The 21,736-nt window shown below is 63.2% G+C and carries 18 protein-coding genes and 2 pseudogenes; 8 read left to right on the top strand and 12 right to left on the bottom strand.

The window, feature by feature from the left end; all coding sequences use genetic code 11:
- Positions 1–454 (top strand): annotated as a pseudogene (locus tag ABZE94_RS10665) (phosphoserine aminotransferase); the annotation flags it as partial.
- A gap of 553 nt (positions 455–1,007) precedes the next feature.
- Here ABZE94_RS10665 and ABZE94_RS10660 read toward each other — a convergent pair.
- Positions 1,008–2,786: a PQQ-dependent methanol/ethanol family dehydrogenase gene (locus tag ABZE94_RS10660; protein ID WP_372875500.1), complete on the bottom strand. Its 1,779-nt coding sequence runs from the start codon at positions 2,784–2,786 to the stop codon at positions 1,008–1,010.
- Positions 2,787–3,110: 324 nt separating this feature from the next.
- On the opposite strand from ABZE94_RS10660, the gene ABZE94_RS10655 reads away from it, so the two are divergent.
- Positions 3,111–4,349: an ABC transporter substrate-binding protein gene (locus tag ABZE94_RS10655; protein ID WP_372875499.1), complete on the top strand. Its 1,239-nt coding sequence runs from the start codon at positions 3,111–3,113 to the stop codon at positions 4,347–4,349.
- 513 nt (positions 4,350–4,862) lie between these two features.
- Here ABZE94_RS10655 and ABZE94_RS10650 read toward each other — a convergent pair.
- The 6 genes from ABZE94_RS10650 to ABZE94_RS10625 form a co-directional block, all read right to left on the bottom strand.
- Complete coding sequence (locus tag ABZE94_RS10650) at positions 4,863–5,789, bottom strand: quinoprotein relay system zinc metallohydrolase 1 (RefSeq protein WP_372875498.1); 927 nt, start codon at positions 5,787–5,789, stop codon at positions 4,863–4,865.
- Positions 5,790–5,825: 36 nt separating this feature from the next.
- Positions 5,826–6,143 carry an EthD family reductase gene (locus tag ABZE94_RS10645; RefSeq protein WP_372875497.1) on the bottom strand — a complete coding sequence of 106 codons (318 nt, stop codon included), beginning with the start codon at positions 6,141–6,143 and terminating at the stop codon, positions 5,826–5,828.
- 165 nt (positions 6,144–6,308) lie between these two features.
- Positions 6,309–7,058 (bottom strand): quinoprotein dehydrogenase-associated SoxYZ-like carrier, encoded by a 750-nt coding sequence (locus ABZE94_RS10640; protein WP_372875496.1) that lies wholly within the window; start codon positions 7,056–7,058, stop codon positions 6,309–6,311.
- Between the two features lie 63 nt (positions 7,059–7,121).
- Positions 7,122–8,024 carry a substrate-binding periplasmic protein gene (locus ABZE94_RS10635; RefSeq protein WP_372875495.1) on the bottom strand — a complete coding sequence of 301 codons (903 nt, stop codon included), beginning with the start codon at positions 8,022–8,024 and terminating at the stop codon, positions 7,122–7,124.
- A gap of 5 nt (positions 8,025–8,029) precedes the next feature.
- Complete coding sequence (gene pedF / locus ABZE94_RS10630) at positions 8,030–8,449, bottom strand: cytochrome c-550 PedF (RefSeq protein WP_372875494.1); 420 nt, start codon at positions 8,447–8,449, stop codon at positions 8,030–8,032.
- Positions 8,450–8,746: 297 nt separating this feature from the next.
- The gene (locus ABZE94_RS10625; RefSeq protein WP_372875493.1) at positions 8,747–9,184 is read right to left on the bottom strand and encodes a copper-binding protein; all 438 of its coding nucleotides are present in this window, start codon (positions 9,182–9,184) and stop codon (positions 8,747–8,749) included.
- A gap of 157 nt (positions 9,185–9,341) precedes the next feature.
- Here ABZE94_RS10625 and ABZE94_RS10620 point away from each other — a divergent pair, with 157 nt between their 5' ends.
- From ABZE94_RS10620 to ABZE94_RS10595, 6 genes are all read left to right on the top strand, one after another.
- A complete protein-coding gene (locus ABZE94_RS10620; RefSeq protein WP_372875492.1) occupies positions 9,342–10,532 on the top strand; it encodes an ABC transporter substrate-binding protein in 1,191 nt (396 codons plus the stop codon).
- 32 nt (positions 10,533–10,564) lie between these two features.
- Complete coding sequence (locus tag ABZE94_RS10615) at positions 10,565–11,530, top strand: YVTN family beta-propeller repeat protein (protein WP_372875491.1); 966 nt, start codon at positions 10,565–10,567, stop codon at positions 11,528–11,530.
- A complete protein-coding gene (locus tag ABZE94_RS10610) occupies positions 11,527–12,255 on the top strand; it encodes an ABC transporter ATP-binding protein (protein WP_372875490.1) in 729 nt (242 codons plus the stop codon). The genes ABZE94_RS10615 and ABZE94_RS10610 overlap by 4 nt, the downstream gene beginning before the upstream one ends.
- A gap of 214 nt (positions 12,256–12,469) precedes the next feature.
- Positions 12,470–13,261, top strand: a complete 792-nt coding sequence (locus tag ABZE94_RS10605; protein WP_372875489.1) for an ABC transporter permease — start codon at positions 12,470–12,472, stop codon at positions 13,259–13,261.
- Positions 13,262–13,643: 382 nt separating this feature from the next.
- Positions 13,644–14,195 (top strand): PQQ-dependent catabolism-associated CXXCW motif protein, encoded by a 552-nt coding sequence (locus ABZE94_RS10600; RefSeq protein ID WP_372875488.1) that lies wholly within the window; start codon positions 13,644–13,646, stop codon positions 14,193–14,195.
- Between the two features lie 62 nt (positions 14,196–14,257).
- On the top strand, positions 14,258–14,923 hold the full coding sequence (locus tag ABZE94_RS10595) for a response regulator (RefSeq protein WP_372875487.1): 666 nt from the start codon (positions 14,258–14,260) through the stop codon (positions 14,921–14,923).
- Between the two features lie 256 nt (positions 14,924–15,179).
- Here the strand turns inward: ABZE94_RS10595 and nahK are convergent, their stop codons facing one another.
- The 5 genes and pseudogenes from nahK to ABZE94_RS10570 all read right to left on the bottom strand — a co-directional run.
- Positions 15,180–17,819 carry a hybrid sensor histidine kinase/response regulator NahK/ErcS' gene (gene nahK / locus ABZE94_RS10590; protein WP_372875486.1) on the bottom strand — a complete coding sequence of 880 codons (2,640 nt, stop codon included), beginning with the start codon at positions 17,817–17,819 and terminating at the stop codon, positions 15,180–15,182.
- Positions 17,758–18,912, bottom strand: a complete 1,155-nt coding sequence (gene nosP / locus ABZE94_RS10585; protein ID WP_372875485.1) for a nitric oxide-sensing protein NosP — start codon at positions 18,910–18,912, stop codon at positions 17,758–17,760. Before nosP ends, nahK begins: the two co-directional genes overlap by 62 nt.
- A gap of 117 nt (positions 18,913–19,029) precedes the next feature.
- A complete protein-coding gene (locus tag ABZE94_RS10580; protein ID WP_372875484.1) occupies positions 19,030–19,425 on the bottom strand; it encodes a hypothetical protein in 396 nt (131 codons plus the stop codon).
- A 249-nt stretch (positions 19,426–19,674) separates the two neighbouring features.
- On the bottom strand, positions 19,675–20,853 hold the full coding sequence (locus ABZE94_RS10575; RefSeq protein WP_372875483.1) for a porin: 1,179 nt from the start codon (positions 20,851–20,853) through the stop codon (positions 19,675–19,677).
- A gap of 469 nt (positions 20,854–21,322) precedes the next feature.
- A pseudogene (locus tag ABZE94_RS10570) lies at positions 21,323–21,736 on the bottom strand (pyrroloquinoline quinone biosynthesis protein PqqF); the annotation flags it as partial.

Here is a 21,736-nt window from a genome sequence, read left to right as displayed (position 1 = left end):
GCTCGGCGCCGAGCAGCGACCACGGCTGCGCCAGCTGCTGGCCGCGGTGCGCATCGAACAGCAGCGCCTGGACCGGCCCGAGCGCCGCGTACCGCTGGCGGTCAAGTTACGCTGCCCGCCCGGCCAGGTGCCGCTGGAGCTGGCCGAACTGTTGCTCGAATTGGGCTACGACGGCCTGCTCGCCGCCCACGATCCCGGCCCGCCGGCGACCCGCCAGCGTTATCGAACCTGGCAGAACGCCGCACAACAGGCACAGGCCTGCGCGCAGATCGAGCAATTGCGACGCTTGTGCGGCGGACAACTCGCCCTGATGTCGGTCGGCGGCATCCAGAGCGCCGAACACCTCCAGGCCCGGCTCGCCGCCGGGGCCGAGCTGGTACAGGTGCACAGCGTTCTGCTGCATGACTGGCCCTGGAATGCGCAGCGCCTGCTCGTCGGCGGCAGGCCTGCATAACCGTCGAATTCCTGGTGCGCACGGCGCACCCTACCCGTGGCGCAGCGCCATGCACACCATCGGTGACGGGCTCCCGGTGCGCGGCCTAGACGGCCCCGCACACCCTACGGGCTGCCCCGTTCCGGCCAAGGTGCATCTGGGCTACGGGTTTCAGGCGTTTCGTAGGAGATCCCCCGTCGTCCAGACGCCGCGCTGTCGCGCAGCAAACTGGGTGCTCGGGGCCTCTGTCGTAGGAGCGGCCGGGCAGCGTTCCGCTTCAGCCGCGAAGCTCTGGCTGTGCCGCGAAGAATTCGCGGCTAAAGCCGGCTCCTACAAAATTACGTAATAATCCATAAAGTCAATGATATACGGGTTATTTGATGAGAGTTTGGCATGCCCGCGATGCTTTTTTGCGGACACGCCCTATCGCGGGCATGGGCTAGGCGCCCCCGCTGCTCCTGCGTCCTGTGAGGCTGGTGCATAGACATAGGATCTACGAATCGCCAGATGACAGAAAGCACAAGGCCGGCTATGAGCCGGCCTTGTGCCTCTGTGGTACCTCAGGAGTAACCGATCAGCGCTTGGCGACCAGGTCCTTCGGCAGCTTGAAGGTCCAGAGCATGCCGCCCTGGTTGAAGTCCTTCACCCGCTTGGCCACTTCGCCGCCCCACAGCGGTACCGCACCGCCCCAGCCGGAAAGCACGGAGACATACTGCTCGCCGTCCATTTCCCAGGTGACCGGCGAGCCGAGTACGCCGGAACCGGTCTGGAATTCCCAGACCTGCTCGCCGGTCTTGGCGTTGAAGGCCTTGAGGAAGCCCTCAGGCGTGCCGGTGAACACCAGGTTGCCCTTGGTGGTCATCACCCCGCCCCACAGTGGCGCGAAGTTCTTCTGGCGCCAGACTTCCTTGCCGGTCTTCGGGTCGATGGCGCGCAGCACGCCGATATAGTCCTCGTTCAAGGGACGGATGGTGAAGCCGGAGCCCAGGTAGGCCGCGCCCTTCTTGTAGGCGACGTCCTCGTTCCAGATATCCATGCCCCACTCGTTGGACGGCACATAGAACAGACCGGTGTCCTTGCTGTAGGCCATCGGCATCCAGTTCTTCGCGCCGAGGAACGCCGGGGCGGAGAACACGCTCTTGCCCTTGTCGGCACCAGTGCCTGGTTTGCCCGGTCGGTTGTCATCGATGTAGATCGGCCGGCCGTTCTTGTCCAGGCCCTTGGCCCAGGTGATCTCGTCGACGAACGGGAAGCCACGGATGAACTTGCCATTGGTGCGATCGAGCACGTAGAAGAAGCCGTTACGGTCGGCGGTGGCCGCGGCCTGGATGGTTTTGCCACCTTCCTGGTAGTTGAAGGACACCAGCTCGTTGACGCCGTCGAAGTCCCAGCCGTCGTGCGGGGTGGTCTGGAAATGCCACTTGATGGTGCCGTCGTCCGGGTTCAGGGCCAGACGCGAGGACGAATAGAGGTTGTCGCCAGGACGCAGGTGCGAATTCCACGGCGCCGGGTTACCGGTGCCGAACAGCAGCAGGTTGGTTTCCGGATCGTACAGGCCGCCCAGCCATGGCGCTGCGCCGCCGGTCTTCCACAGGTCGCCCGGCCAGGTCTTGCCGGCTTCGCCGCCGCTGATGCCGTTCTCGACCTTCTTGCCGTCCTTGTAGACGTAGCCCATGTGGCCTTCCACGGTCGGGCGGGTCCACAGCAGTTCACCGTTCTTCGGGTCATAGGCCTCGATCTTGCCCACTACGCCGAACTCGCCACCGGACACCCCGGTGATCAGCTTGCCGTTAACCACCAGAGGCGCCGCGGTGATCGAGTAGCCGGCCTTGTGGTCGGCGACGCTCTTGCGCCATACAACCTTGCCGGTGTCCTTGTTCAAGGCCACCAGCTTGGCGTCCAGGGTACCGAAAATCACCAGATCGCCGTACAACGCCACACCGCGGTTAATCACGTCACAGCACGGACGGATGTCATCCGGCAGGCGCGCGTCGTACTGCCAGAGTTCCTTGCCAGTGCGCGCATCCACGGCGAAAACCCGCGAGTAGGAGGCAGTGACGTACATCACGCCATCCTTGATCATCGGCTGGGCTTGCTGGCCGCGTTGTTTTTCACCACCGAAGGACATCGCCCAGACCGGACGCAGATCCTTGATGTTCTCGGTATTGAGAATATCCAGGGTGCTGTAACGCTGCCCCTGCAGGCCCATGCCGTTGGTGACGATCTCGTTGGTGGTGTTCACATCATTGAGAATTTCCTTATCGGTGACAGCCAACGCCGACGCGGCGGGGAAAAACATGGCGGCACACAGTGCACTAAGCACGAACGGCTTGCGTAGACCGGAGTGTTTCATTGCGGTTACCTCTGCGGGTTAATTGTTATCCCCGGGAAATTTTCCCGGTCTGCAGCAATTCTTGGCTGCAAGGCGCAATGCAACAATTGAACGCAGTACCGATTTAACTACTCCCTTGGTAGCAATACTCGCTCACCGGCAGGCACCTATTGCCGCTTTGGCCGTGCAGTTATTCCGCAAGAATCGCGGCTAAAGCCACTTCTGCAACAGTCGCGAGCGCACGTTACCCAACTTAAGTGCCGCCCTGCCCACCTGAAAAGAGCATACCCAGCAGGCCTCGCAGCGTTTAGAAAGTGACACCCCCGCGCCAAGGAGAAAGCCCCCATGGGCCGTGTCATCGTATTCTGTTGCCTGCTGCTCAACTGCCTGGGCAATAGCCTGCTGGCCGAACCGATCAAAATCGGTCTCAGCTACCCACGCACCGGCAATTACAAGGCCGAAGGCCTGGAGCTGCATCGCGGCGCCTTGATGGCAGTCGAAGCCATCAACGGCAATGGCGGCCTGCTCGGGCGCCCCGTGCAATTACTGACACGCAACAGCGCCTCGCGCGCGCAGAAGGCCCGGAACAATGTCACGCGCTTCGCCCGCGAGGGTGCGCGGATGGTCTTCGGTGGCGCCACCAGCGAAGAGGCGATCGCCGCCGGCAAGCGCGCCCGGGAACTCGGCCTGCTGTACTTCGCCACGCTCAGTTATGCCAACGAGGTGACCGGCCGCGAGGGCCATCGCTACCTGTTTCGCGAGTCCAGTAGCGCCTTGATGAGCGCCCGCGTGCTCGGCGAATATCTCGGCTGGCACATGCCGCGTCAGCGCTACCACTACATCGTCGTCGACGACACCTGGGGCCGCAGCATCGAAAGCGAGCTTCGCGCCACCACCGGCAGCCAGGATCGCGCCCGTCACGGGCGTAGCGTCCTGCCCTCGTCTGCCGCGATGCGCCAGCATTACCTGGAGGCCTTGAACAAGGCTGCCGCCAGCGATGCCCAGATCCTGGTGCTGGCGCTGCCCGGCGAAGATCTGCTGCGCAGCATGCGCCTGGCGCATAACCTGGGGCTGCACACGCGCATGCAGATCATCGTGCCGCACCTGAGCAAGAGCATCGTGCAGCAGGCCGGCCCCAAGGTCATGCAAGGCGTGATCGGCACCGAGGCCTGGACCTGGCAAGTACCCGCCCAGGAACAAAGCCCGGCCGGACAAGCCTTTGTCGACGACTACATTCGCCAGCACCGAGAATACCCCGACAGCGCCGCCGCCTCGGCCTATGGCATCGTTCAGCAATGGGCCGATGCCGTGCGCCGCAGCAACAGCCTGGATAGCGAGAAACTGATCCGCGCCCTCGAGGACCACAGCTACAGCCTGCTCAAAGGCCCTCAGCAATGGCGCGCCTTCGATCACCAGAATGTGCAGAGTATTTACGCGGTCAGGGTCAGGACCCGCAGTCAGATCATGCAGGATCCGCTGAAACAGGATTACTTCGAGATCATCCACCGGATGTCCGGCGAGGCCGCCACACCGAGCCACGATGAATGGCAGCAGGAACGCGGGGAACAACTGACCTTGCAATAGCCTCCGGCTATGCCACTCGAGCAGGCAACGCGTAGCGAGTGGCAATACCCTGGGAGCCTATGAGCATGGACAAGTCTTTTTGCCGGCCATCATGGCCAGGACCGCTTATCGAACTCCGATGTTTGACCTGGGCGCCCAGTTAACGGCGCGAACGGCTACAGGAGGAATGATTCTGTAGCCCAGATAAGCCTTGGCGCAATCCGGGAAAGCGGCGCCGCGGGATTGATGTTTGCGGCAAGACTCGGCGATCCGTTTTGAGCGCAGCAACAGCCCGCCAGCTTTGTGTCGCGCCGGCGAACCCTGCGACGAGTGACACCCTACCGATCGTGGATTGCTTCAGATTGAGCAGCTTGCTCGGTCCGTAGGGCGGCTTCGGAGCGCAGCGACAACCCGCCAGCCTTTCATGCCACGCGGTTGAACCCATGGTGCACTGCCTGCGGAGAGTGACACCCTACGGATCGTGGATTGCGCTAGGCAATTGGTCGCAGTAGGCGAGCGTTCTCGCACAGCCTCTCAGTCCAGGCGTTCGAACTGGGCCTGCTCATAACGCGGATAGAGGTGGCTGACGCTGCGGATCAGCTCGTAGCGCGTCAGGCTGATCGCGGCAAAGCGCGGCGGAATGGCGACGCCAATCAGCTCGCTCATCTCCGCGCCCTGGGCGGCGCCCTCGCGCATGACCCGATCGAGCCAACCGAGGTAGTCGCGCATCTGGGTGAACGGAGCAGCGCCGCTGGCGACCGGGCCATGGCCGGGGACGATCAGCTTCCAGGGCAGCGCCTGCAGTTGCTCGAGGTCGCCCAACCAGACATCCAGCCCCGGCGTGCCCGGTGTGGTCAGCGCGCGCTGATAGAACAGCAGATCGCCGGCGAACAGCACGCCGCTGGTTTCGTCGAGAATCGCCAGGTCGGCGCCGGTATGGCCGCGCAACCCCAACAGACGCAAACGTCGGCCAGCGACTTCGAGGAGTCCGGGTGTCAGAGTCTGCGTCGGCAGTACGACTTCGGTGCCACGCATCCAGTCGCCGACCAGGCGGTACATATTATCCGCCATGGCCTCGCCCTGCTCGGCCAGCAACGCCGTGGTTGCAGGCAGAGCGGCAATCGGCACATCGGCGAAGGCCTGGTTACCCAATACGTGATCAGGGTGATGGTGGGTCAACAACAGCGTGTGCACCGGTTTGTCGGTGACCCTGGCAATCGCCCGGCGCAGGGCTTCGCCGTAGCGTTTCGACGGGCCGCTGTCGATAACCAGCACGCCCCGATCAGTGACGATGAACCCGCTGTTGACAATATTGCCGCCATTGTTCCGGGCGAAATTGTCGGTGCTGCCTTCCAGCAGCCAGACATCATCGGCGATCTGCCGGGGCTGCAGGTCGTAGTCGAGGTCGGCCCGCGCCACCAGGGCGCAGCCCAGCAGGGCCAGTACGAGGATCCAGCGCATAGGCACCTCTTGCACAGTTCAGGAGGAGATCAAGCGCTAGGGCGCCAGCTTGACCTCGCTGATCTGGATCATCGGCTGGCTATCGGTGAAGTGTGTGAGGTCGGCCATGATCCGCTCGGCATGGGGGGCAAAGCTCTTCTGGAAGCTCTCCAGGCTGTCGAAATACAGGTGGCCCATGGCGACGAAAGGCGCCTGGCTGTTCGGCTCGGCGCTGGCCAGCCCCTGATCCACGGCGATGGCCTTGCAGGCATCACCCAGGCACTTGCGCACGATGTCCATGTGCTGGTTGCAGTAGTAGTGGAGGTCGAAACGCACACCAGGATTGTTGGGGTAGAGCACGCTGACTTTGATCATGGTTTTTTTGCCCTTAGTCATGATGGAGGTAATTTCAAAGCACTCGCAGATGCCCCCCTGACACCGGCATGAAGCGATCCGGATCCCGCGGGGGCGCCGTCACCGGACCTCAGCCCACCGTACTACCGGCGACCTGTTGGTGGGCTGAAGCCCACCCTACCAGCATTACAACGCCGCCTTGAACTCATTGCCATTGTTGTCGCGCAGCCACAGCTCGGTTTCCCCCTCGCCCAGAACTTCCAGACTGAGGGTCGGGTTCTCGCTGACCGAAGGGAACAGCTCGAGCGTGGCCAGGACCTTGCCATTGCCGTCGCGCAGCTCGGCCTGGTTGAGGTAGAACTCGGGAATGCCGCCGACCAGGCCATTGTCCATCGGGTGGGCGACCTGCAGCCGCAGACGATCGGAGTCTGCCAGCGCGAAGCGCTTGCCCCGCACCTGGCCGAGGCGCTCTTCCCAACCGGCTTCGGCGCGCACCACGCTCGGTGCGGTACAGCCGCCGCCGGCGGCGTCGATATAACTGGAGCCGACATGCCAGAGGCCGTCACGGGTCAATACCGCCGCGCGGATCGGCGTGGCCTGCTCGATACGGATGCGCACGGCCAGGCGCGGTAGCACTTCGGCGCCCGGTGCGAAATCGAAAATTTGCGTGATGGGGTTGAGCTCGGCCCAGGCCAGGATCCGCACCACCTGACCCCGATAGGCGCCGGCATCGACCAGGATCGGCACCTGCCGGGCATCTTCGGCGAACGGAGGCACCACTACCCGAACCTGCTCATCGAAAACGAAAGGCGCACCATCGAGCAGGCGCTCGTGATGGTAGTCCCACATCACCGAAGCGACCGGATCGCCCTCGACGCACCAGCCCGTGCAGGGCCAGGCGAGCAACGCCAACAACAGCAAAGACCGGCCATCCATCACACACCTCCTGCTTGGCGAGCCGGATGCAGCCTGCACAGGCAGCCGGCGAGCGCTAAACCGCTATTCGACCTCCTGATACAACCCGGGCAGTTCGTAACGCAGACCATAGCGGCCATAGAGTTGCTTGATAGCACCGGCGAGAATCAGCTCTTCGAGCTTTTCCTCCAGGGCGTAGGCCAGCTGCCGGTTGCTTTCGTGCACCGCCATGCCAATGTCCCAGACCTGCCTGCCCATCTTTGGATAGGCATTCTCGGCCAAGGCCAGATTACTGTCTGCGGCCTGTTTCACCTGCCAGTCGATCTCGCCGCGCATGGCCATCACCGCATCGACTTCACCCTTCTTCATCCCGGCAAAGGCGGCCTGCGGATTGCTGAAGTGGTGGGTCTTACCGCTGAGCATGCCGTCGAACACCGAAGACAGGTAAAAGGACGGCACGCTGTCGACCTCGACGCCAATCGGGTGCCGCTGGAATACCGCCACACTGGGCACGGCCTCGAGCCGGCGCCGGTCGAAGGCGACCTGCCAACGCTCTCGCTGATAGGGGCCGAACATCACCACCAGCTCGTTGACCAGTTCGCCGAACTCGTTGCTCATGTAGGAAAATTCGCGATCGTAAGGCACGCGCAACATCACGTCGGCCAGCACCTGCGGGCGCAGGTAATGCCCGCGCCAGATGTAATCGCGCAGATCGTCGTCGAGCTTCTCCCCGGCCGGCGCCCAGATCACTTCCAGCTTGAGGCCCAGGCCACTGGCAAGAGCCTGGGCCACCTCGTAGTCGACCCCGTGCGACTGACCATCCTGCTGAAAGCTGTAAGGCGGGAAATCCTTATAGAGGGCGACCTTGAGCACCCCCGACTCGATGATCGAGTCGTAGCTACGCACCGGCGCCTGCGCCTGGGCCGGTGCAGCCACCAGAGCCAAGGTACTCAGCAACGCACTCAACAGCAGGACACTCAGGCGCATGGCCGTCACTCCTCGATCGCCACGCTCTCCAGGTAGCTGCGTATGGCCCACAGGGCTTCCTGGCTGAGGTAATCGGCCATCTTCGGCATATACACCCGGCCGTCGCGCACCGCGCCGTTGATCACCCGCTCCTTGTACCACTCATCGCCCAGAGCGCCGACTTCGAGCAGGCGCAGATCCGGGGCAATGCCGCCGGACTTGGCTTCCAGGCCGTGGCAGGCGGCGCAGTTCTGGTTGTAGGCCGAGGAGCCGATTTCGATCGCCCTGGGGTTGTCGCGGTAGGGGTTTTCTTCCAGCCACTCTTCGCCCAGCGGCTCCAATCCTTCGGTCTTGACGCCTTGTGGCGTTACATCGCCATGCGCCCAGAGATTGGCCGAGAAAGCCAAGAGCAGCAGGGCGGCACCGGTTTTTTGTTTGATTTTCATGATCGAGACCTCTTCGAATACACGCAGGACAGACTTTATGGAGTTTGCTTGTAGCCATCTTAGAAAGACCTTGGCGTGCATCGAATGCTGCTTTGGTGGCTCGCGCCTAGTCCCTTGGTAGTAGAGCTTTTTGCGAGCGATTGGCAAGGCTTTCGCAGCAAGGCTGCTGGTATCGACGGGTAACTGGCGGCAACAGCTGGGCTCCACCGTGGCGTCTTGCAACACGTAACCGAGACATGGCCAATGCTGTTGGGAGCGGCGAACCTCAACACCGAAGCAGAATATTTGAGCACTGGCTTACTTGACCATGAAGTAGCCGAGCATGCCCTTGCCTTCCAGGCCCTTGGCGTAGAAGCGGTACTTGCCGGGTTTGATCGGCACGAAGAAGATTTCCGCCTCGCCGGCATCCTCGAACTCGAGTTCGGTGAGGGTGATCGCCTTGATCTCCACGCCGCCGGCCTCGACCTTGCGCAGGAAGATCGAGGTGGCGAATTCCGGCGCCTGGAACGCATATTCCTTCTGCCCGCTGGCGATGATTTTCAACTGGTAGGCCTTGCCGGTTTCCAGCTGGTATTCCTTCTGCGACATGCTGTAATCGCTCTCTGCGTTGCCCAGACGCAAGTCCGGCAATGCAGTGCCACGGCGGGTCAGGTCGCCGGCGGCATGCAGGTTGTCGAAGCCGATCAGGCTGCCAACCAGTATCAGGGGAAGAAACAGTGCCTTGAGAACACGCATGGAGATCACCGATTGTTGTTATGGGTTGATGGCCCCATGCTAAAACCCCTTGCCTTGCGCCTGTTTACTACCTTGGTACGGGCCGCCTGGTACTTTGTGCATATTCCCCCGCCCGCCCACTGTTCCTATGCTGACGGCACCTACACAGGAGTTGTCCATGCGCCAGATCAGTCGCCACCTCTTGCTCTGTGTCGCCATCACCCTCGGTTATGCGGCCATGAGCCAGGCCAACGACCCGAAAGCCGAGCTGCAGGTGCGCATCGGCTACCTGGCCTACGTCCCGGACACCGGGCCCTTGCTGTCCAATGTGATTGGCGAACCCGAGGATGCCGGCTTGCGCGGCGCCGAACTGGCGATCACCGACAGCAACAGTACCGGGCGCTTTCTCAAGCACGCCTACAGCCTCGACATCGCCGAGCATGAAGACAGCGAAAGCCTGCTCGCCGCCGCCACCGCCCTGCATGGCGAGGGCGTGCGCCTGTTCGTGGTCAACGCCCCTGCCGCGACCCTGCGCCAGCTCAGCCAGGCGCTCGACGATAGCCTGCTGATCAACGCCGGCAGCAGCGACGACCACCTGCGCCAGAGCGAATGCCTGGCCAACGTGCTGCACACCCTGCCCAGCCGGGCGATGCTCGCCGATGCCCTGGCGCAGTTTCTTACCGTGCGCAAATGGCAGCGCTGGCTGTTGATCACCGGGCCGACCGAAGACGATCAAGCCTATGCCGCGGCCTTGCGCCGAGCAGCCAAGCGCTTCGGCCACCAGATAGTCGAGGAGAAGCCCTGGAGCTTCGACAACGACCAGCGCCGCAGCGCCCAGGCCGAGATGCCGCTGTTCACCCAGACCAAGGAATACGATGTGGTACTGGTCGCCGACGAGCGCGGCGACTTCGGCGAATACCTGCCCTACCAGACCTGGTACCCGCGCCCGGTGGCCGGCACCCAGGGCCTGACCCCGACCGGCTGGCACAAGACCGTGGAAACCTACGGCGCCGCACAGTTGCAGAAGCGCTTCGAGGCCCACGCCCAGCGCTGGATGAACGACCGCGACTACGCCGCCTGGCTCGCCGTGCGCAGCATTGCCAGCGCGGTGAGCAAACTGCGCCAGAGCGACGCCAGCGCGATCCGCACCCTGGCCCTGAGCGATCAGCTACCGCTGGACGGATTCAAGGGCCGCAAGCTGAGTTTCCGCAGCTGGAACGGTCAATTGCGCCAACCCATCCCCCTGGTGCACCCCCGGGCGCTGGTCAGCAACTCGCCGCAGGAAGGCTTTCTCCACCCCAGCAGCGAGTTGGACAGCCTCGGCTACGACGCACCTGAAGTCAGCTGCACGCTGGCGGCTTCATCCTGAATCCACCTTTGAATAACAAGAGGAATGATCCCATGCGTATCGCCTTGCTCGCCGCGAGCATCAGCCTGGCCCTGGCCAGCGCTTCGAGCCTCGCCGCCACTGCCTATGTGTCCAACGAGAAAGACGACAGCGTCAGCGTGATCGACCTCACCACCATGGAGGTCACTGCCACCCTGGACGTCGGTCAGCGCCCGCGCGGCCTGCTGCTGTCCAGCGACAACAAGCTGCTGTACATCTGCGCCAGCGACTCGGACCGGGTCCAGGTGATGGACCTGGCCACACGCAAGATCATCAAGGAACTGCCCTCCGGCGCCGACCCCGAGCAGTTCGCCCTGCACCCCAACGACCGCTGGCTGTACATTTCCAACGAGGACGATGCGCTGGTCACCGTGGTCGATAGCCACAACGACGAGGTGCTGGCGCAGATCGATGTCGGCGTCGAACCCGAGGGCATGGCCGTCAGCCCCGATGGCAAGTGGGCGGTCAACACCAGCGAAACCACCAACATGCTGCACTGGATCGACACCAGCAGCCACACCCTGGTCGACAACACCCTGGTCGACCAGCGCCCGCGACATGTCGAGTTCGATGGCGACGGCAAGCGCCTGTGGGCCTCGGCGGAAATCGGCGGCACGGTCAGCGTGGTCGACGTTGCCAGCCGGCAGATCGAGAAGGTGCTGACCTTCCAGATCAAGGGCGTGCACCCGGACAAGGTGCAGCCGGTCGGGGTCAAGCTCAGCGCCGACGGCAAGTACGCCTTCGTCGCCCTCGGCCCGGCCAACCATGTGGCGGTGGTCGACGCCAAGACCTATGAAGTGCTCGATTACCTGCTGGTCGGCCGGCGCGTCTGGCACCTGGCCTTCACCCCGGACCAGAGCCAGTTGCTGACCACCAACGGGGTCAGCGGCGACGTCTCGGTGATCGACATGCAATCGCTCAAGGTAACCAAGTCGATCAAGGTCGGCCGTTATCCCTGGGGCGTGGTGATCACCCCGTGAACGCCCTCAAGGTCAGCGCGGTCGGCTTCGCCTATGGCGCACGCCAAGCCTTGCACGGCGTCGGCTTCAGCGTCGCGTCCGGCAGCTTCGCCGCGCTGCTGGGGCCGAATGGCGCCGGCAAGTCGACCCTGATCGCCCTGCTCACCCGCCTCTATGACCTGCAGCAGGGCGATATCCAGGTGATGGGCTGCAGCCTGCGCCGACAGCCGCGCCAGGCATTGCGCCAACTCGGCGTGGTGTTCCAGCAAAGCACCCTGGACCTGGATTTGAGCGTCGAGCAGAACCTGCGCTACCACGCCGCCCTGCACGGCATGGCCAAGCCACTGGCCAGCGCACGGATCGACGAGGAACTGGCGCGCCAGCAGCTGAGCGAACGCCGCCACGACAAGGTTCGCGACCTCAACGGCGGCCACCGCCGCCGCGTGGAAATCGCCCGCGCCCTGCTGCACAAGCCGCGTCTGCTGCTGCTCGACGAAGCCAGCGTCGGCCTCGACCCGGCCAGCCGCCTGGCGCTAAACCGGCATGTGCGCCAGCTCTGCCGCGACGATGACCTGGCGGTACTCTGGACCACTCACCTGCTCGATGAGGTGCAGGCCAGCGACGAGCTGCTGATCCTCAACCGCGGGCGCCTGGTCGCCCAGGGCCTGGCCAGCCAGATCGGCGCCGACGACGCCAGCCTGGCCGCCACCTTCGAGCGCCTGACCAGTGACGAGGCACGCGCATGAACGCTTCATGGCTGCAGCCGCTGCCACCTGGCTGGTTACTCCCCGTAGGAGCGGCCGGGCGGCGTTCCGCTTCAGCCACGAAATCTCCGCGCCACCACAAAAGCTTCGCGGTCAAGACCGCTCCCACAGGTATGGCGCTGACCTGGCGATTTGTGGGAGGGGCGTTGGCCGCGATGCTCTGCACTTTGTGCACCCGCCTCCTGGAGACCCGCCCATGAACGCCTACTGGTACTGCCTGCAGGGCATCGTGCAACGCGAATGGCTGCGCTTCGTCCTGCAGCGTTCGCGCTTCTTCAGCGCCCTGGTGCGCCCGCTGCTGTGGCTCTTGGTGTTCGCCGCCGGCTTCCGCGCAGCGCTGGGCATCGCCATCATCGCCCCCTACGACACCTACATCACCTACGAGACTTACATAGTCCCGGGGCTAGCCTGCATGATCCTGCTGTTCAACGGCATGCAGGGCTCGCTGTCGATGGTCTACGACCGCGAGATGGGCAGCATGCGCGTGCTGCTGACCAGCCCGCTGCCGCGCGCCTTCCTGCTCGCCAGCAAACTGCTAGCGATCGCCCTGATCTCTCTGCTGCAGGTCTATGCCTTCCTCGCCATCGCCTGGCTGTACGGTGTGCAGCCGCCGATCTGGGGTCTGCTCGCCGCCCTGCCCGCGCTGCTGCTGGTGGCGCTGCTGCTCAGCGCCCTGGGCCTGCTGCTGTCCAACGGCATCCGCCAGCTGGAGAACTTCGCCGGGGTGATGAATTTCGTGATCTTCCCGCTGTTCTTCCTCTCCTCGGCGCTCTACCCGCTGTGGAAGATGCGCGAAGCCAGCGAATGGCTGTACTGGCTCTGTGCGCTCAACCCCTTCACCCATGCGGTGGAACTGGTGCGCTTCGCCCTCTACCAGAGCCTGAACCTCAGCGCCCTACTGATCTGCCTAGGCCTGACCGCGCTGTTCGCCGTGCTCGCCGTAGTCACCTTCAACCCGCAACACGCCGCCCTGCGCCGGGCCAACTAAGCCCATGCGCGGATAAAGCAGAACGCCGCCCGGCCGCTCCTACCTGACTGGTTACTCCCCTAGGGCGGTGATCTGGCGACTCGCGGGAAGGCCCTTGACCGCGATGTTCTTTGCCGAACGTTGCCACGTCGAGGCGTCGAGGCGTCCGCGTGCATGCAGCCCCAGACGCTCCGCGTCAGCCGTTCGCGGCTGAGCGCCGCCCGGCCAATCCATTCAAGCAATCTGGACGAACGCCGCCAGCAACCACCTGCGCCTCGATAAAACAGCCATTTGCTATCATCCTTCTACTACTTTGGTACTGCTTTTGCTCTCCAATGTAGAATTTCCAAAGCAGCAGTATTGCCCTGTAATACGCACACAAAAAGAACCGAGACTTAAGGCGATGAAGCACTGCCTAACCCTATCAACGGGTCTTTCACTGATCGCATGCCTGCTGCTGGCAGCCCCGGCCCTGGCAGAGACCGCGCTGTTCTCCGAGGATGGCTATCGCCTCAGCCACTACCGCAGCCCCACGCCGACACACACCGAGTACGCCCACACCCTCGACACCCCGGCCGTGCAACGTCTCCTGGACGAGCAACCGCAAACGCAACTGATCGACGTGTACCGGCGCCCCTGGCGGCATGGCCGGTTCATCGAGGATGAAGTGCACGCCAACCTGCCCGGCAGCCTGTGGCTGGCCAATACCGGCGACGGCGAGTTGAGCAGCCAGTGGCAAGACTACTTCAGCCACCACCTGCAACAGGCCAGCCATGGCGACAAAGGCTGGCCACTGGTGTTCTACTGCCGCGCCGACTGCTGGCTGGGCTTGAACGCGGTCAAGCGCGCCCATACCCTGGGTTACCGCAATCTCTACTGGTACCGCGACGGCATCGACGGCTGGCAGCAGGCCGGCCTGCCGCTGGTCCGCGCCCAACCGCTCGTCCTGCCATGACCGTTCAACCATTCCCCTACGGCTGTAGCCACACCATAATCAAAACAATGAGGTGAAAGGCCATGTACAAGATTCTGATTGCCGACGATCATCCGCTGTTTCGCGAAGCCATCCACAACGTCATCAGTGACGGCTTCCCCGGCAGCGAAATCATGGAAACCGCCGACCTCGACAGCGCCCTGGCGATGACCCTGGAAAACGACGACCTCGACCTGATTCTCCTCGACCTGAACATGCCCGGCATGCACGGACTGAACGGTTTGATCAACCTGCGCAACGAAGCACCGACCATCCCGGTGGTGATCGTTTCGGCCGAGCAAGACAAGCAGATCGTCCTCCAGGCCATCACCTACGGCGCCGTGGGTTTCATCACCAAGTCCTCGCCGCGCGCGCAGATGACCGATGCCATCCAGCAGATCCTCAACGGCAACGTCTACCTGCCGCCGGACATCATCCGCTCGCAAAAAACCAGCTCCCACCGCAGCCACTCGGACCACCAGGGTTTCCCTCAGGAACTGCTGCAGGCCCTGACCCGCAAGCAACTGCTGGTGCTGGAACGCATGACCAAAGGCGAATCGAACAAACAGATCGCCTACAGCCTGGACATCGCCGAAACCACGGTCAAAGCCCACGTCTCCGCCATCCTGCGCAAGCTCAACGTGCACAACCGGGTACAGGCCATCCTCTCGGCGGGCGATATCGATTTCGCCGCCTATTTGCGCCGGTGAGCGCGGATGTAGGCAAGCTCCGTAGGATGGATGGGGCGGGCGCGTAGGTTAGGCGCCCGCAAATTGACCTGCTGCCAGCAGACTAACCGCGCCGTACCCCCATCAGCGATATCAGCCATGACAACCGGTTACAGGCATAAATCGCTCGATGGGTATCGCTGCGCTCAACCGCATCCTACAAAAGCTACATAACCCGGCGCAAACCAGCTCGCAGGATGAACGCAGCGATACCCATCACAGCCGGGCAACGCAAACCTCAACCCGCTCCGCGCTCCAGCAAATGGCACATCGCCGTCTTCAGCTTCATCGGCCGCACCGGCTTGTGCATCAGGGTGTGGCCGAGTTCGCGCATCTGCTGTTTGAGTTCGTTGCTGTAGTTGGCGGTGATCATCAGCGCCGGCAGCGGCGTGCTGCGCCTGGAGTTGATCAGGGCCACGGCGTCGACGCCGTTGTGGCCGTCGTCGAGGTGGTAGTCGGCGATCAGCAGGTCGGCGTCGGCGTGGTAGTTGTCGACCTGGCGCGCCAGGTCTTCCTCCGACAGCGCGGTGACCACTTGGCAGCCCCAGGCTTCCAGCAGGGTGCGCATGCCGGCGCAGATCGCCGCATCGTTATCCAGCACCCAGATGCGCGAGCCGCTAAGGCGTTCGAGCAGCAGGTCGGGCGCCTCATGCGCCACCCGGGCCCTGGGTGCGCGGGTGGTCAGGGGGACTTCGATGGCGAACATCGAGCCCTTGCCCAATTGCGAGGACACGCGAATGCGATGGCCGAGCATGCGCGCGATCTTGTCGACGATGGCCAGGCCCAGACCCAGGCCGCGATCCTGCTTGCGGTGGGTGATGTCGCCGCGCTTGAACTCCTGGAAGATCTCGCCGAGTTTGTCCTCGGCGATGCCGATGCCGGTGTCCCAGACCTCGATCGACAGACTCTGCCGGTGCCTGCGGCAGCCGAGCAGAATGCGCCCGCTGCTGGTGTAGCGGATGGCGTTGCTCAGCAGGTTGCGCAGAATCCGCGCGAGCAGCTGGATGTCGCTGCGCACCAGGGCCGAACTGGGCAGGTAGTCCAGGCGCAGGCCTTCGCTGCCGGCGATCTGGTGGTATTCGGCGGCGAGGTTCTCCAACAGTTCGCTGACGGCGAAGGGGGCGATATCCGGCTTGATCACCCCGGCATCCAGCTTGGAGATATCCACCAGGGTGCCGAGCAGGCTTTCCACGTCTTCCAGCGAGTTGCTGACATTGCGCACCAGGGCCGCGCTATCGGCCAGTTCGCGTTTCTCCAGCAGCGCGCTGGTGAACAGGCGTGCGGCGTTCAAGGGTTGCAACAGGTCGTGGCTCACCGCGGCGAGGAATTTGGTCTTCGACAGATTGGCCTGTTCGGCCTCGCCCTTGGCTTCGCGCAGGCGCGTCTCCATTTGCGTGCGCTCGTCGATTTCGCAGCGTAGCTGGGCGTTGAGGTTGGTAAGCTCGGCGGTGCGTTCGCGCACCCGCTGCTCCAGGTGCTGGTAGGCCTGATGCAAGGCCTCGGCGGTGCGCCGGCGCTCGGTGATATCGCGGATCAGCACGAAGATGCCGACCACCTCGCCGCTGGCCTGACGATTGGGTACGTAGGAGCGCAGCATGTAGCGCTCCTGGCCGCTGCGGTTGGTTTCCGCCACCTCGAAGGTCACGCTCTCGCCGGACAGCGCCCGCTCGATGTAGGGCTCCAGGCGCCGGCAGTGCTCCTCGCTGTGCACTTCGCGCAGGCTCTGGCCGAGCATGGAGCCGCGCGGCCAGCAGTACCATTCCTCGTAGACCTTGTTGGTGAAGTCGTAGACCAGGTCGGCATTCAGGTAGGCGATCAGCGCCGGGACGTGGTCGGTGATCAGGCGGATCCAGCGCTCGCTTTCGCTGAGCGCTTCGGCATGCCGGTAGCGCTCGGTGATGTCGGTAAAGGTGTTGACGAAGCCGCCGGTGGGCAGTGGATGGGTGCGCACCTCGAGCATGCGGCCGTCGAACAGGCGCAACTCCAGCTCCTCGATGGCGTTGCCGTTGGCATCGCGGCTGTCGGGGGTCAGCAGCTGCAACTCGCTGTCGGCCATCACCTCGGCGAAGGGCCGGTGGGCGTTGATCGGGGCCAGACCGCAGAGGTCGAGGAAACGGTGGTTCCACAGTTCAAGCGCGCCCTCGGCATTGACCATGGCCATGCCCTGCGACAGGTTGTCCACGGCGCGCTGCAACAGGCGCGACTTCTGCGCCAGGGCCTGCTCGCGGCGCAGGGTCTCGTTGAGTTTGACCTCGGTGATGTCGGTGTAGAGGATCACCAGGCCGCCCTCGCGGGTCGGCCGTTCGCTGACCTGCACCCAACGCCCGTCACGCAGGCGATAGAGCATGTGCTCGTCGCGGTTGCCGCGCTGCTCCTCGACCACCAGACCGGTGCTCTTGCTCAGGCGCTTGATTTCCGAGAGCCGGGTGCCGGCGCCGATGCGTGCACGGCTGTGCGCCCAGAACGACTTGAAGCGGCTGTTGAACAGGACGATACGCTGCTCGCTGTCGAACAGCACGAAGCCATCGGAGATGCTCTCGATGGCGTCGATCAGATGCTGGTGGGCGGTTTCCGCGCGCAAGCGCGCATCGCTGAGCAACTGGTTGCTGGACTTCAGCTCGGCCATCGCCTGGTTCAGCGCATCGGTGCGCTCGCGCACCTGTTCGGCGAGCACCACCGAGTGCTGGAAAGCCGCATAGGCATCGTCGCCGCGCGAATGAATCGATTCGACCCGCTCGATCAGCGCGGTATTGATGCGTTTGAGCTTGTGGTTATCCTTTTCCAGCGCCGTACAGCGGGCTTGCAGCTCGGCGACATCAGCCTCGGCCGGGACGGCCAATGGCGACTCCGGTGAAGGTCTGGTTGATGTGCATACCATTGAACTGTTCCCCGTAGGTATTGAACCCTATGACTTGCTGGCTGCGCAGGAAGGCCGAGACCGGCTCGACGCCGCCGTCGTCCTCGATTTCCAGGCGGCGCAGAAAACAATCGCAGCCAATGGTCAGCAGCAGCGGACCGAGGCGCTCGCGCAGGCCCTCGAACAGGCTTTCCAGATTGGGCAATAGTGGCCCGGGGCGCATGGCGGTCAGGACGATGCCGTTCTCCACCGCACAATAGAAACTCAGGCTGAGGTCTTCATTGACCCGCTGGATCGAGCGCACGTAGTACTGGTCGCTGATGCGCACGGCCAAGGGATTGGCGGCGAATACCCGATGATCCAGGTCCTCCAGCGCTACGCCGATCAACTCGGCGTACTCCTGCGCGGCCGGCGCCGCGTTCAGCTCGTACACGCGGCGGCTGGCGCTGTCGGCCCGGGTGACCACCAGCTTCTCGGCGCAGGGTTCGATGTGATGGGTGCTGAACACCTCGAAATCCAGCCAGGTGTTGAACAGCACCACCACCGCCGCGCCGGTGTGGAACTGGCCGCCGTAATAGACATGGGTATGGGTCAGGTGATTGTCGTCGCCGGCCGAACCGCCGAAATGCGGGATGCTGCCGAACGCCGCGCTGAGTGCGCCGAGCACCACCTCCTCGCGGCTGGACAAGCCATCGAGCAGGGTCAGGGCGAAGCTGTGGCCCTTGATCGAGGCCAGCTCGTTGTTGCGGCAATCCTTGGCCAGACGTTCGACCAACTGCTGGGCGTCGATCAGACTGAAACGCTCCATTTCGTCGATCAGGGCGCTGGAAATCGAGAAGCTGCGGTGATCGAAACCCACCGCACTGACGCAGCCACGGCCATAGCCATGCGGGGTGATCTCGCCGGCGCTGGTGCAGCCGATCAGGTTGATCCCGCCGAAGTATTGATCCAGCGACTCGCCGAGGCGTTCCAGGTCGTATTCCGCCGAACAGAAGAACAGCACGAAGCCCAGGTGCGGGTGAATCAGCTGCCGCGCCAGTTCCTGCGCCACCAGCTCCACGTCCGTGGCGCTCGAGGTCGCGGTGACGACGCCTTCAGTCCGTTCCTGCTGCATAGCCTGCCCCAATAAAAAACCCACCTGTCATGGGATGATTCTACGAAGGTCCGCGCAGACTACCCATGCAACTTGAGTCGTGTCGGCTTACTCCCTAAGTAGCGGTTCACCACAGCATCAGGCGGCCAACGGCCAGAACAGCAGGGTCAGCAGCAACAATCCGGCGTAGAAGCCGATTTCCAGCGTCTCGCTGAGCGGCTGGATACGCCGCAAGGCGCCGTAGACGTGAACCACGATCATCATCAGCGCCGTGGCGGCGAGCAGCTGGAAAACCGTGTGGATGGCTTCACCTGTCAAGGCGGCGCGCAGCATCATGGCTTCGAGGATCAGGATGAACGCCCCCAGACAGCGGCCGAAGTATACCGCCAGGTCAGTCTGGGTGGGGATCCGCCAACCCATCAGCCGGGCCCAGGTCAGCGGAACGAGAAAAATCGGTAAAGCAAAGACCAGCGTGGTCGAGACGGTCAGGATCAGCAGATAATCCGCCGCCCAATTACTCCATATGCTCAGCATCACTGCATCCTTTCATGAGCCTTGGATAAGCTTGGATAAGTACGCTGCGCTCAGAGGCAACGCATCAGCACAATCGGCAGGGCGAGGAACAAGCCGGTTACCGGAAGCAGAATCAGCAGCACATCCAGGCTATCGATCAGCATTTGCACCTCCTTTAAAAGGCAACGGCGCAACTAGGCGATTCTGTAGGATCTACAGATAACAAACCGGACAGTCTTGCCGCCCTGTCCGGTTTGTTTACGCCACGCTTTACCAGTTCAGTACGGCACCGACGGCGAAGGTGTCGGTGTCTTCGTTCAGACCGCTGCCGGTGGCGGCATCGATCTGGAACTGGTTGTATTCGGCAACCAGCTTGAGGTTGTCGTTGATGGTGCGGAAGTAGGCGATGCCGCGGGTTTCGTAGTCGGCCTTGGTGCCCAGGCCATTGCCGTCGTCCTCGGTCTTGCCGTAGGACAGGGCCACGCGGTTCTTGCCGAAGCTGTAGGAGGTCTGCAGCAGGTAGCCATCGCTGTCCACTTCGCGCAACGTGGCCTGACCGGCGTTGTTGGTATAGAAGGGGTTCATGCCCTCGGCCTGGAAGCCCGAACCGGTTACCGAGAAGCCGCCCATCTTGGCCTGGACGCCATAGCCAAGGCCCTTGGAGGTGACCGAGTCGACATCGGAGTCGGTGTTGTCCGAAGTCTGGTGGGCGGCGTTGATCCAGGAGTAGATCTTCGCGCCGGCCACGTCGAACTCATAGGTGATCTCGGTTTCGAAGCGCGGGCTCTCCTGGTAGGCCTTGCCGTCAGCGTCGACCTGGTTGGAGTCGTAGGGGTCCATGATCCCCGCGGCCACCCGCAAACCGCCCATTTTCGGGCTGCGGTAGGTGATCTGCGCGGTAGGGAACGGATAGGGATAACCGCTGCCGATATTGCCGAAGGACACTCCGCCGAAGTCGACCAGACCGAGGGTATCGCTAACCTGGCCATAACCGGACAGCAGCTCGTCGAGGAAGATGTTGGAACGGGCGAACAGACCGAAATCCTTACCCACCAGCACTTCGCCCCACTCGCTGCCCACGGTGCCGTAGAACTGACGCACGTCGATGGCGGTGGAGGTGCCGTTCTGCTCGCTGTCGTTGATGGTGACCCAGAACGAGGAACGCGCGCCGAGCTTCAGGTCGTCGATCTGCTTGCCGAAGTTGAAGCCGATCCAGTTCGGCAGGAAGCCCATCTTCACCCGCGACTGACGGCGGTCGTTCAGGTCGCCTTCGCGATCGATATCGCTGTTGACGTAGAAGGCGTTGATATAGCCGTCGGTGGAGAAAGTGGTGTCGTCCTGGTCGTACAGGACGATTTCCGCGGCCGCCTGCTGGGCTGTTGCCAGGGCGACGGCGGCAGTCAGAGCCAGAGGCAGGAATCGGGTGTTGGCGATCTTCTTGTTGTTCATAACGCTCTCCGCTTGAGGGGACGACCATCGGTCAGTCGGTTCGGAGGCGATTATCGAAAAGCATGGCGCCCGGCCATACGCTGCTATGGCGCTGGTTGCCTGCTGCTTTGGCCGGTCTCGGCGGCGCGCACAATAAGAACTAAGACCCTGCCAGCCCACGGAGCAAGCCGAAGGTCGTAGGCCTTTATTCCGAGGCGCACACAGGCCTATCGCCTGATCGACGACATGCCCTTGGAGGATCAAAGGAAGAAGTAGCGCAGTGGGTCAGAGGTTGTGAAATATCGAGCGCAACACCGCAGCCGGCGTTTTTGGCGATCCGTAGGGTGTCACTCGCCGCAGGCAGTGCACCGTGGTTCAGCGGCGCGGCATAAAGCTGGCGGGTTGTCGCTGCGCTCCGAAGCCGCCCTACCTCTGAACAGACTACCTATGTTTGCAGCAGTCGCAGTAGGCGAGAGTTTTTCACAAGCTCTCAGCCCGGCGTAGACCAACCCGATGCCGGCTTGGCGGCATTGGCCAGTACCCGCCAACTGCCCTGGGCCTGGCTCAGTTGGCGATGTGCGGCCAGTAACTGTGGCCGCTGCAGCGCGGTCAGGGCCTGTAATACCGCCCTTTCATGCTGCACGGGCAAACCGGCCAGATGCGCCTGCCAATGCTGCTCGGCGAGCGCCTGCGGGCTACTGGTCTGGTCCTGCCGGCTTAGCTCGGCGGCCATGAGCGCCAGCGCCTGCTCATCGAGTGCCGCCAGGCGCTCGCCCTGGACCTGGAGAAAGGCCTCGATATGGCCGAGGATTTGCTCTGCCGATGCATGTGGCGACTGCACGGCAAATAGAATGCCGCGATGCGCCTGCACTTGGCGGAACCCGCAAAATACCGCATAGCCCAG

The organism is Pseudomonas sp. (assembly GCF_041601375.1).
Lineage (GTDB): Bacteria > Pseudomonadota > Gammaproteobacteria > Pseudomonadales > Pseudomonadaceae > Aquipseudomonas.
The sequence above is the reverse complement of the archived record's forward strand: the minus strand, read 5'-3'. Positions and strand labels throughout refer to the sequence as shown.